Origin of the sequence: Streptomyces sp. NPDC058683 (assembly GCF_042716195.1) — a bacterium.
Taxonomy (GTDB): domain Bacteria; phylum Actinomycetota; class Actinomycetes; order Streptomycetales; family Streptomycetaceae; genus Streptomyces.
In genome coordinates, this window is record NZ_JBHXSK010000002.1 from 351,360 (window position 1) to 362,518 (window position 11,159).

General features: G+C 72.0%; 13 protein-coding genes. 6 read left to right on the forward strand and 7 right to left on the reverse strand.

What is annotated here, in order from left to right:
- Nucleotides 1-22 precede the first annotated feature (22 nt).
- Together cobF and ACFWXC_RS03640 are read left to right on the forward strand one after the other, a co-directional pair.
- Nucleotides 23-805, forward strand: a complete 783-nt coding sequence (gene cobF, locus ACFWXC_RS03635; protein ID WP_384472379.1) for a precorrin-6A synthase (deacetylating) — start codon at nt 23-25, stop codon at nt 803-805.
- 61 nt (nt 806-866) lie between these two features.
- Entirely contained in the window at nt 867-2,951 is a 2,085-nt protein-coding gene (locus tag ACFWXC_RS03640; protein WP_384472384.1) for an MDR family MFS transporter, read from the forward strand.
- 365 nt (nt 2,952-3,316) lie between these two features.
- Here ACFWXC_RS03640 and ACFWXC_RS03645 read toward each other — a convergent pair whose 3' ends face one another.
- The 5 genes from ACFWXC_RS03645 to ACFWXC_RS03665 all read right to left on the reverse strand — a co-directional run bounded on the left by ACFWXC_RS03645 (nt 3,317) and on the right by ACFWXC_RS03665 (nt 5,686).
- Complete coding sequence (locus ACFWXC_RS03645; RefSeq protein WP_384472387.1) at nt 3,317-4,063, reverse strand: cobalt-precorrin-6A reductase; 747 nt, start codon at nt 4,061-4,063, stop codon at nt 3,317-3,319.
- Nucleotides 4,064-4,154: 91 nt separating this feature from the next.
- Nucleotides 4,155-4,277, reverse strand: coding sequence for a type B 50S ribosomal protein L36 (gene ykgO, locus ACFWXC_RS03650; RefSeq protein WP_384472390.1), 123 nt, complete (start codon nt 4,275-4,277; stop codon nt 4,155-4,157).
- Nucleotides 4,278-4,312: 35 nt separating this feature from the next.
- A complete protein-coding gene (locus tag ACFWXC_RS03655; RefSeq protein ID WP_384472393.1) occupies nt 4,313-4,573 on the reverse strand; it encodes a type B 50S ribosomal protein L31 in 261 nt (86 codons plus the stop codon).
- Between the two features lie 70 nt (nt 4,574-4,643).
- On the reverse strand, nt 4,644-4,808 hold the full coding sequence (rpmG, locus tag ACFWXC_RS03660; RefSeq protein ID WP_046728127.1) for a 50S ribosomal protein L33: 165 nt from the start codon (nt 4,806-4,808) through the stop codon (nt 4,644-4,646).
- Between the two features lie 104 nt (nt 4,809-4,912).
- Nucleotides 4,913-5,686 carry a sulfite exporter TauE/SafE family protein gene (locus tag ACFWXC_RS03665; RefSeq protein ID WP_384472396.1) on the reverse strand — a complete coding sequence of 258 codons (774 nt, stop codon included), beginning with the start codon at nt 5,684-5,686 and terminating at the stop codon, nt 4,913-4,915.
- Nucleotides 5,687-5,886: 200 nt separating this feature from the next.
- Here ACFWXC_RS03665 and ACFWXC_RS03670 point away from each other — a divergent pair, with 200 nt between their 5' ends.
- Complete coding sequence (locus tag ACFWXC_RS03670; protein WP_384472399.1) at nt 5,887-6,357, forward strand: Dps family protein; 471 nt, start codon at nt 5,887-5,889, stop codon at nt 6,355-6,357.
- A 31-nt stretch (nt 6,358-6,388) separates the two neighbouring features.
- Here ACFWXC_RS03670 and ACFWXC_RS03675 read toward each other — a convergent pair whose 3' ends face one another.
- Nucleotides 6,389-7,321 carry a LysR family transcriptional regulator gene (locus ACFWXC_RS03675; protein ID WP_384472402.1) on the reverse strand — a complete coding sequence of 311 codons (933 nt, stop codon included), beginning with the start codon at nt 7,319-7,321 and terminating at the stop codon, nt 6,389-6,391.
- Nucleotides 7,322-7,392: 71 nt separating this feature from the next.
- On the opposite strand from ACFWXC_RS03675, the gene ACFWXC_RS03680 reads away from it, so the two are divergent.
- Nucleotides 7,393-8,280: an SDR family NAD(P)-dependent oxidoreductase gene (locus ACFWXC_RS03680; RefSeq protein WP_384472405.1), complete on the forward strand. Its 888-nt coding sequence runs from the start codon at nt 7,393-7,395 to the stop codon at nt 8,278-8,280.
- A gap of 61 nt (nt 8,281-8,341) precedes the next feature.
- Complete coding sequence (locus tag ACFWXC_RS03685) at nt 8,342-9,265, forward strand: SDR family NAD(P)-dependent oxidoreductase (protein WP_384472408.1); 924 nt, start codon at nt 8,342-8,344, stop codon at nt 9,263-9,265.
- 49 nt (nt 9,266-9,314) lie between these two features.
- Here the strand turns inward: ACFWXC_RS03685 and ACFWXC_RS03690 are convergent, their stop codons facing one another.
- Nucleotides 9,315-10,169: a Cof-type HAD-IIB family hydrolase gene (locus tag ACFWXC_RS03690; RefSeq protein ID WP_384472411.1), complete on the reverse strand. Its 855-nt coding sequence runs from the start codon at nt 10,167-10,169 to the stop codon at nt 9,315-9,317.
- A gap of 152 nt (nt 10,170-10,321) precedes the next feature.
- On the opposite strand from ACFWXC_RS03690, the gene ACFWXC_RS03695 reads away from it, so the two are divergent.
- Nucleotides 10,322-11,119 carry an SAM-dependent methyltransferase gene (locus ACFWXC_RS03695; RefSeq protein WP_384472414.1) on the forward strand — a complete coding sequence of 266 codons (798 nt, stop codon included), beginning with the start codon at nt 10,322-10,324 and terminating at the stop codon, nt 11,117-11,119.
- Nucleotides 11,120-11,159: the final 40 nt, after the last annotated feature.

Genomic DNA, 11,159 nt, shown 5'->3' on the forward strand with positions numbered 1-11,159 from the left:
TGGCATGCGGCAGACTCGGGGCGTGCGAAAGATTCATGTCATCGGTATCGGCGCGGGCGACCCCGACCAGCTCACCCTCCAGGCGGTCCGGGCGCTGAGGAGCACGGACGTGTTCTTCCTCCTCGACAAGGGCGAGGTCAAGAGCGATCTGACGCAGCTGCGCCGGGACATGCTCGACACGCACATACCGGACGGCGGCTACCGGTTGGTCGAGGAGCGGGACCCGGACCGCGACCGGGCCGCGAGCGGCGGGGCGTACTCGCCGGCCGTCGGGGACTGGCGCAGCGCCCGCGCGGACATCTACGAGCGGCTGATCCGCGAGGAGCTCGGCGCGGAACAGACCGGCGCCTTCCTGGTGTGGGGCGATCCCTCGTTGTACGACAGCACGCTCGCGATCCTGGAAGAGGTGCTGGCCCGGAACGCGGTGACGTTCGAGTACGACGTGGTGCCCGGGATCAGCAGTGTGTCGGCGCTGGTGGCCCGCCATCGCACAGGGCTGAACCGGGTGGCCCGGCCGGTGCAGATCACCACCGGGCGGCGGCTCGCCGAGGGGCTCCCGGACGGCGTCGACGACGTGGTCGTGATGCTCGACGCGCATCAGGCCTTCCGGCAGTACGCGGACCAGGACATCGACATCTACTGGGGCGCCTACATCGGCACCCCCGACGAGATCCTGGTCTCCGGTCCGCTCGCCGAGGCCGGTCCGCGTATCGAGCGGCTGCGGGCCGAGGCGCGGGAGCGCAAGGGATGGATCATGGACACGTATCTGCTGCGCCGCCACCCGGGGGTTCCGAAGGAAGGCTGAGCGGTACCCGGGTGGGCCAGTCCGGCATGCGACGGTAGCCCACCGGTGTGAGGGTGACATCGTGACAGTGACCGAGGCGTCCGCGCTGCCCGACGCGTCCCAGCCGCCCGTGCTGGACACCCGCCGGCGCAACGTCGTCTTCGTGACGATCGTGCTGGGGATCCTGCTCGCGGCCCTGGACCAGACGATCGTGGGCACCGCGCTGCCGACGATCGTGTCGGACCTGGGCGGTGCCGCGCACATGTCGTGGGTGGTCACGTCATATCTGCTCGCGGAGACCGTGGCGACCGTCCTGGTCGGCAAGTTCGGCGACCTGTTCGGCCGCAAGGTGGTCTTCCAGGTCTCGGCGATCGTGTTCATCACGGGCTCGTTCCTGTGCGGTCTGGCCACCAACATGTCGCTGCTGATCAGCTGGCGGGCGCTGCAGGGCATCGGCGCGGGCGGGCTGATGGTGACCGCGATGGCGCTGATCGCCGACGTCATCCCGCTGCGGGAGCGCGGCAAGTACCAGGGCGCGATCGGTGCGGTGTTCGGCGTGGCCACGGTCATCGGGCCGCTGCTCGGCGGGCTGTTCACCGACCATCTGTCGTGGCGCTGGGCGTTCTACGTCAACGTGCCCATCGCGATCCTGGTGGTCGCCGCGGCCGCCCGCACGATCCCGGTGGTGAAGTCGGCGTCCCGGCCGGTGATCGACTATCTGGGCATCGCGCTGGTCGCGGTCGGCGCCAGCTCGCTGATCCTCGCCACGAGTTGGGGCGGCAACCAGTACGCGTGGGGTTCGGGCACCATCGTCGGCCTGTTCGTGGGCGGAGCGGTGGCGCTCGCGCTGTTCTGCTGGGTGGAGACCCGGGCGAAGGAACCGATGCTGCCGATGCGGCTGTTCGGCAACCCGGTCTTCACGGTCTGCTCGATCCTCAGCTTCATCGTCGGCTTCGCGATGCTCGGGGCGATGACCTATCTGCCGAGCTATCTCCAGTACGTCGACGGGGACTCGGCGACGATCTCGGGTGTCCGTACGCTCCCGATGGTGATCGGCCTGCTCATCGCGTCGGTCTTCAGCGGCAACGTGGTCAGCAAGACCGGTCAGTACCGGATCTTCCCGATCGTCGGCTCGCTGGTCATGGGCGCCGGGCTGTATCTGATGTCACTGATGGGGCCGGGCACCGGCGTCTGGCTGGAGTCGCTGTACATGTTCGTGCTGGGCACCGGCATCGGTCTGTCCATGCAGGTGCTGACGATCGCCGTGCAGAACACCGTCGACTACACCGACCTGGGCACCGCGACCTCGGGCGTCACCTTCTTCCGTACGCTGGGCAGTTCGTTCGGCACGGCCGTCTTCGGCACCATCTACACCAACGCGCTGAAGCCGAACCTGGCGGACGGGATCGCCGCCGCCACCAAGGCGAGCGTCCTCTCCCCGGCGGTCATCACCAAGGCGGCCACCAGCCCGGAAGGCCTCCACAGGCTGCCCGCGCCGGCCGCCGAGCCGATCATCCAGGCATACGCCGACACCATCCACACGGTGTTCCTGTGGACGGTGCCGGTGGCGGCCGTCGGGTTCGTGGTCGCCCTGTTCCTCAAGCAGGTCCAGCTGCGGGACAGCGCACGGCTGGGCTCCACCGACATGGGCGAGGGGTTCGCCTCGCCGCACGGGCCGGACTCGCAGCGGGTGCTGGAGGCCGCCGTGGCGAAGATCATCGGCAGGGCGGACCTGGAGACCGGCCGCCGGCTCATCCGCGAGTCCGGCACCCGGCTGGACGTGGCCGGCGCCTGGGCCGTGATGCAGGTCGAACTGCTCACCCGACTGGTCGGCCACGGCAACCTCGGTCTGATCGCCGCCCGCCGCCGGCTGCCCCCGGAGGTACTGCTGCCGGTCTACGACCGTATGGTCGACGAAGGCTATCTCACCCGCGCGGGCACCTTCCTCTCCCTCACCGCGGCCGGCGACCAGGAGGCCCGGACCATCGGCAGAGCCTGGGGCGACTGGCTCAAGGACCGCGTCCAGGACGACCTCGGCCGGCCTTCGGGCGCCGACCTGCGTGCCGCCGTCGACACCATCGCCAAACGCCTGCTGGTCGAGGACCTCACCGACGGACTCTCCGACCGCTCCGCGGAGTTGGAGCCGGCCACCGCCAAGACAGCCTGACCTCGACACGCCGGCCACCACGACCGGGCCACGGCCGGGTGCCGGCCGGCCTCGGCGACCACGGTCAGACGATCCACCGTCGGCCCACCGCAGTCCGGCGATCGGCCGTCGGTCCACCGCAGTCCGGCGATCCGCCATTCGGTCCACCGCAGACCGGCGATCCACCGTTCGGTCCACCGCAGACCGGCGATCCACCGTTCGGTCCACCGCAGACCGGCGATCCACCGTTCGGTCCACCGCAGACCGGCGATCCACCGTCGGCCACCGTCGGCCCACCGCGGACCTCACCCGCCACGCGGACCTCGCCCGCCAACACGGACCTCACCCGCCACACAGGCCTCGCCCGCCGACACGAACCTCGCCCGTCACACGGGGCCGAGATCCAGCCACTCCAGTACACCCGCCACGTCGGGCACCGTCGCCACCCCGGACGGCAGCGGCGGGCGGCGTACGACGACCACGGGCAGACCCAGTTCGCGTGCGGCCGTGAGCTTGGCGGCCGTCGCCGCTCCCCCGCTGTCCTTCGTGACCAGGACGTCGATCAGGTTCTCGCGCAGCAGCGCGGTCTCGTCGGCCACCGAGAACGGCCCGCGGGCCAGCAGCACTTCGGTGTGCGGGGGCATCGGGGGCTCGGGGGGCTCCACCGAGCGGACGACGAAGTGCCGGTCGGCCAGGTGGGCGAAGGCGGACAGGCCCAGGCGTCCGGTCGTCAGGAGAACCCTGGGGCCGAAGCGCGGCAGCAGGTCCGCCGCTGCGGGCAGGGAGGCGACCGGGTGCCAGCGGTCCCCGGGGCCGGGGCGCCAGCCCGGGCGGCGCAGCACCAGGGCCGGGACGCCGGTCCGTGCCGCGGCCAGGGCCGCGTTCGCGGTGATCGTCTCGGCGAAGGGGTGGGTGGCGTCCACGAGGGCGTCCACGCGCTGTGCGCGCAGCCAGTCGGTGAGGCCTTCCGCCCCGCCGAAGCCTCCGACGCGTACCTCGCCGGCCAGCGCGCCCGGCCGGATGACGCGCCCCGCCAAGGAGGTCGTGACGCGGACACCGGGGTGCGCGGCGAGCGCGGCGGCCAGTTCGCGGGCCTCGGTGGTGCCGCCGAGGATCAGGACGTGCGGGGACATGGGGCGAGCGTACGGGCCCTTTCGGCGGACCCGGGACGCGGGACGGCCGCCCGGCGGGGGGCCGGGCGGCCGTCGTGGGAAGCGACTCCCGTCAGCCCTGGCGGGCCTTGAAGCGGGGGTCCTTCTTGTTGATCACGTAGACCACGCCGCGTCGGCGGACCACCTGGGCGCCGAGCTTGGCCTTCAGTGAGCGCAGGGACTTGCGTACCTTCATGGTTCTGTTCTCCTCGTGTCGGTCGCCGGGCCGGTTCAGCCGCGGGCGGCTGCGGTGCGGCCGTAGCGGCGCTCGAAGCGCTCCACCCGGCCGGCGCTGTCCAGGACCCGCGACCTGCCGGTGTAGAAGGGGTGCGACGCGGACGAGACCTCGACGTCGATCACCGGGTACGTGTTGCCGTCCTCCCACTCGACCGTCCGGGACGAGTCGGCGGTGGAGCGGGTCAGGAACGCGACGTCCGCGGCACGATCACGGAAGACGACGAACCGGGAGTCGGGGTGGATGCGGGACTTCATGGGTTTTCCTTCCTGGGGCCCGGGTCCGGTGGTGGTTCCGGAGGGTTCGGGCCCGGTCGTTCTGGGCGGTTCAGCGCTCTTCGCGGAAATCCACGTGCGCGCCGGCCACCGGGTCGTACTTGCGCAGGACCAGCCGGTCGGGGTCGTTCCGGCGGTTCTTGCGGGTCACATAGGTGACTCCGGTCCCGGCCGTCGACTTCAGCCTGACGACGGGACGCGCGGTGCTGCGTGCCATGAGGTTCTCCCTTCGCCCACACCCGGGATCACTGATCCGAGCATGTCAATCACGATGGTTGTAACAACACCTCCCCCGGTCGCATTCCCGGGCTGCCGGAGCGGCTAGCGCAGGAGCAGCTGGAGGCCGCCGACGATCGTCGCCGCGATGACCAGCTGCTCGAACAGCCGCTGGTTGATCCGGTCCACCGCCCACTTGCCGAGGAGCGCGCCGGGCACGACGAACACCACGAGCGCGGCGTCGAGCAACAGTGAGTTGCCGTCGATCAGACCGAGGCCGGCGCTGAAGGGGACCTTGGCGAGGTTCACGATCAGGAAGAAGAACGCCGAGGTGCCCAGGAAGCCGAGCTTCCGGAAGCCGGCGGAGAGCAGGTACAGCGACATCACCGGGCCGCCGGCGTTGGCGACCATCGTGGTGAAGCCGCCGAGGACGCCGTACGAACCGGCCTTCACCCGGCCTGCCCGGGTGGTGACCGCATCCGGGTCGTCGGGGCCGTCGGCCTTACGGCGGCGCCACAGGGTGACACCGGCCATCAGCAGCAGGATCGCGCCGATCGAGGTCCGTACGACCTGGTCGTCGGCCCACACCAGGAACAGCGTGCCGATCACCACGCCGGCCGCGACCGCGGGGAACAGCCGCCACAGCGTGGGCCAGTGGGCGTGCCTGCGGTAGGTGGCGACGGCCAGTACGTCGCCCGCGATCAGGATCGGGAGCAGGACGCCGGTGGAGGCGCGGGCCGGGAGGATCGCGGCGAAGACGGCGAGGCTGACGGTGTTGGCCCCGCTGACGGCGGTCTTGGAGAAGCCGACGAGCAGCGCGGCGAGGGCCAGGGCGGCGAACTCCCAGCCGGATATGTGCCAGAGGGTCATGGTGTTCATGCGGGGACCGATGTTATGTCCGGACAAGCCGATCCGGTAAGTACCGTCTCGCCGATCGGTCCTGCGCACGGCGTCTTCCTCCTGCGCACGGCCTCCTCCTGGGGAGTGCGGCCAGGTCCGGCAGGCGTGTCCGTCCGTTTGCACCCGTTCGGCACGGGCACCCGACCCGCGACCACAGCACGACGAAGGGAATCGCACGCATGACCGTGGTGAAGAGCACGTTGTCCGACGGGGCGCTCCGGGTCACCGGGACCGCGCTCCAGGACACCCTGGTGGATCTGCTGGGGCTGTCGCTGATCGGGAAGCAGGCGCACTGGAACATCGTGGGGCCCCGGTTCCGCTCGATCCATCTGCAGCTCGACGAGGTGGTCGCCGCCGCGCGCTCCTACTCGGACACCGTCGCGGAGCGGGCCGCCGCGCTGGGCGTGGCCCCGGACGGCCGCCCGGAGACGATCGCCGCGGCCTTCTCGCTGCCCGGCACGAAGGACGGCCGGCTGCGGGACGACGAGGTCGTCGACCTGATGGTGCGGACGCTGGAGGCGGCGATCGGACGGCTGCGCGAGCGGATCGCCGCGACCGACGAGCCCGACCCGGTCACCCAGGACCTGCTGATCTCCCTCACCGCCGACCTGGAGAAGCAGCACTGGATGTTCGCGGCCGAGAACAACTGAACTGCCGAGAACGACTGAGCTGCCGGGAGGCTCACTCGGGCCCCTCCGGCACGTCCGTTTCGAGCGCCGCCGCGCGCAGGGCCGCCGCCACGCGGATGACCGCCTCCGTCGGCGGCTGGGGCAGCCGGGCCAGCAGTTGGCGCCGCTGTTCCTGAGGTCCGCCGCGCACCGGCAGGATCCGGACGCCCGGCGGCGCGGCGGCGGCGAGGGCGGCCGGTACGGTGGTCAGCCCGAAGCCGGCCGCGACGAGATGGAGCTTGGCGAGCCAGTCACGGACGGTGTGGACGATCTCGGGCCGCTCGTCAAGGCCGGGCCACACCCCCATCAGCCGGTCCTCGCCGGCCGCGGGGCCGGCGATCCAGCGCTGTCCGCGCAGGTCGGCCACGTCGACGAAGTCGCCGCGGGCCAGCGGGTGGGCGGACGGCAGCGCGAGGCACAGGGCGCGCTCGGTGAGGGTCTGGAGCGCGAGCGGCGGTGACTCGGAGTCCGGCGCCCGGAACGGCGGCGCCGACGCGATCAGCGCGAGGTCCAGGCTCCCGGCGCGCAGGGCACGGACCAGGGCCGGGGTGGTGCCCTCGCGGCCGATGACCAGCAGTCCGGGCTCGGTGCGGCGGAGCGTGGTCAGGGCCCGGGGCACCAGCACGGCGCCCGCGGTGGGGAACCAGCCCAGCCGGACCGTCCCGGCCCCTTCCGGCAGGCCGGAGAGCTCCCGCGCCGTCGCCTCGATCTCGTCGAGGACGGCGGTCGCGCGCCGCATGACGATCCGGCCGGCCGCGGTGAGCCGTACTCCGTCGCGCCGCCGTTCCAGCAGTTCGGCGCCCGCCGCCCGCTCGATCGCGGCGATCTGCCGGGACACCGCGGACTGGGTGTAGCCCAGCGTGGCGGCGGCCGCGGTGAAGGTGCCCTGTTCAGCGACCGCGCGGAAGACCCGCAGCGCCGTCAGCGACACATCGTTGAAGTCCATGACGTTTACGCATACCACCCTTGCCGAACTTTCGTTGGACTCATGGACATGGCGTTCCTAGCGTGGTGGGCATGAAGACTTCCCGTATCGCCCTGGTGACCGGCGCCAACCAAGGCCTCGGCCGCGCCCTCGTCGAAGGACTCGCCGCCCGGCTGACCCCGGACGACCTGGTCCTGCTCACCGGCCGCGACCAGCGGCGGGTGACGGACGCCGCCGTCGAGGTCGCCCGGCTGCCGGGCACCCGCTCCCGGGTCGAGGGCCGGGTCCTGGACGTCACCGACACCGACGCCGTCGCCCGCCTCGCCGGCGAACTCCGCGCCCGCTACGGCGGGGTGGACATCGTCGTCTCCAACGCGGTCGCCCGCCTGCTGCCCGACGAGTCGCAGTCGGAGCGGGCCGACGAGTTCATCGACGTCTCCAACACCGCCACCCACGCGATCCTGCGCTCCTTCGGTCCCGTCCTGCGTCCGGGCGGCCGGCTGCTGGTCGTCGCCAGCTCGCTCGGCACGCTCGGTCATCTCGACCCCCGGCTGCACCACCTGTTCGACGGCGCCACCCTCGACCAGGTCGAGTACGCCGTGGAGTCCTGGCGCAGCGCCGTCCACCAGCACACCGCCACCGAGGCGGGCTGGCCGGTCTGGCTGAACGTGCCGTCGAAGGTGGCGCAGGTCGCCGCCGTCCGCGCCCTCGCCGCCGAGCGCCGGGAACAGGACCTGGCCTCCGGCACCCTGGTCGCCTCGGTCTGCCCCGGCATGGTCGACACCGCCACCTCCCGCCCCTGGTTCAGCGACTACAGCCAGGCCCAGTCCCCCGCCGACGCCGCCCGCGCCGTCCTCGACCTGGTCTTCGCCGACCACGTCGACCCCGCGCTCTACGGCGAGCTGGTCCGCTTCGGCAAGCCCCTGCCCTGGCACGACGGCACGCCCCCGGTGGAGCAGGACCGCCTGGTCACGCCATGAGCGTCGAACCGTGAACATCGCGCACAGCACCGTCCGGCAGCACCCAGCAAGGAGTTCCTCCATGACAGCCATCGGCACCCCATTCGGCTTCTCCAGCACGGCCGCCGAGGTCGTGGCGGGCATCGACCTCACCGGCCGCCGTGCGGTGGTCACCGGCGCCTCCTCGGGCATCGGTGCGGAGACGGCCCGGGCGCTGGCCTCGACCGGTGCGGAGGTCACCCTCGCGGTGCGGGACCTGGCCGCGGGCGAGCGGGTCGCCAAGGACATCGGTGAGACGACCGGCAGCCAGCGGGTGCAGGTCGCACGGCTGGAGCTGACCGACCCGGCGTCCGTCGCCGCCTTCGCCGCCGCCTGGCAGGGACCGCTGCACATCCTGGTGAACAACGCGGGCGTCATGGCCTGCCCCGAGCAGTACACCGAGCAGGGCCGGGAGTGGCAGTTCGCCACCAACCACCTGGGCCACTTCGCCCTCGCCACCGGCCTGCACGACGCGCTGGCCGCCGACGGTGCCGCCCGCATCGTCGTCGTCAGCTCCACCGGCCACCAGCAGTCTCCGGTGGTGTGGGACGACATCGACTTCGCCTTCCGGCCGTACGACCCGTGGCAGGCCTACGGTCAGTCCAAGACCGCCAACGTCCTGTTCGCGGTGGAGGCCACCCGCCGCTGGGCCGCGGACGGCATCACCGCCAACGCCCTGATGCCGGGCGCCATCTACACCAACCTCCAGCGCCACACCGGCGGCCGCGGGAGCGGGCGGGTCCCGGCGGAACTGATCAAGACCACGGAACAGGGCGCCGCGACCTCGGTCCTGCTGGCCACTTCGCCCCTGCTCGAAGGCGTCGGCGGGCGGTACTTCGAGGACTGCAACGAGAGCGAGGTCGTCGACCGCCGTACCGGCAGGCTGTACGGCGTCGCCCGCTACGCCGTCGACCCGGACAACGGCCGCCGGCTGTGGGACCTGTCGGAGGAACTCCTCGCCGGCTGACCCTCGGCGTGGGCCACTCCCGGGCGGCGAGAACGCCGCCCGGGCCGACTCAGAGGTCCAGGATCCGGGCGACGGTGCGCAGCACGCCGTTGTCGTTGTTGGACGGGGCGAGGTGGCGGGCCCGGCGGATGACGTCCGGGTGGGCGTTGGCCATGGCGAAGGACCAGTCGGCGGCGTCGAGCATCTCCAGGTCGTTGAGGTAGTCGCCGAAGACCATGGTCTGCGCGGGGGTGATGCCCAGCTCGCGCTGGAGACCGCGCAGGGCGGTGCCCTTGTTCGCGGTGCGGTTCATCACGTCGACCCAGTGCTCGCCGGAGACCACGACCTGGTGGGTACCGGCGAAGTCGGCCAGCGCCGGGGCGGTGGTGCGCTCGGCCGGGCCGAAGTCGAAGAGCGCGACCTTGATCACGTCGTCGTCGACGGCGGTGAGGTCGTCGACGACCCGGTGCTCGACGTAGTAGCGGCGGACCTCGGCGAGGAACGCCTCGTCCGTGCGCTCCACGTACGCGGACCGCTTGCCGCAGACCACGGCACCCACGTCGACGCCGTCCGCGACCAGCCGCCGTACGGTCCGGGCGAGAGCGCCGGCGACGGCCGGGTCCAGGACGTCCGAGCTGAGCTCGACGCCGTCGCGCACCACGTAGGTGCCGTTCTCCGCGATGAACACCATGCCGTCGGCGACGTCCGCGAACTGCCGGGCCAGGGTGGCGTACTGGCGGCCGCTCGCCGGGCTGAACAGCACACCGCGGCGGCGCAGTTCGGCCAGCATCGGCCACAGTCCCCCGGGGATGCGCTTCTCGTCGTCGAGGAGGGTGCCGTCCATGTCGGTGACGACGAGGCGGATGTCGGCGGGACCGGCGGGGAGGCCGGGCGTGGCGAGGAGGGACGCGGGCGAGGCGGGCATGTCCTGCTTCCGGTGGGGGACGGCATTCGTACACCAGTGTCCCCCATAGGGCTGACGGGAGCGGAAACGGCCGTGGAGATTCCTGTGACAGCGCGATCACCGGGCGGCACAATGTCGGCCGACGGCGTTGCGGCGGGGGAAGGACGACGGACGTGGGCGGCAACGGGTCGGCTGAGCCGGCGGCGTCCGTGGCGCACAACGCGCGGGTGTGGAACTACTGGATCGGCGGCCGGGACAACTACACGGTCGACCAGCGGGTCGGCGAGCAGGTCGCCGGGATACTGCCGGTGATCCGGGAGGTGGCCCGCGCGGACCGGGCGTTCCTGGGCCGGGCGGTACGGCTGCTGGCGGACGAGCACGGGATACGGCAGTTCCTGGACATCGGCACCGGACTGCCGACGGTCGAGAACACCCACGAGATCGCCCAGCGGATCGCGCCCGAGGCTCGGATCGTGTACGTCGACAACGACCCGGTGGTGCTGCTGCACGCCCGCACGCTGCTCACCAGCTCCCCGCAGGGCGTCACCCAGTACGTGGACGCCGACGTCCACGACCCGGACACCGTCGTCCGGCGGGCCGCCGAGACCCTGGACCTGACCCGCCCGGTCGCGGTGCTGATGCTGGGCATCCTCAACTTCGTCCTCGACAGGGACACGGCCCGCGAGGTGGTGCGGCGGATCATGGCCGCGGTGCCCTCGGGCAGCTTTCTCGTCCTGACCCATCCGACGGCCGACGCGGAGGTGGGCGGCCAGGGCAACATCGCGGCGATGCGGTTCTGGAACGACCACGCCGCCCCGCCGATCACCGCCCGGAGCCACGCCGAGATCGCCGGCTTCCTCGACGGGCTCGATCTGCTGGCGCCGGGCCTGGTGCCGTGCTCGCAGTGGCGCGCCGGGGCCGACTCCCCGGCGCCGGTGCCGCAGTTCGGCGCGGTCGCCGTGAAACGCTGACCGGGACGTGTGCATCCGAGCCCGTCGAGGAGGACGTCGT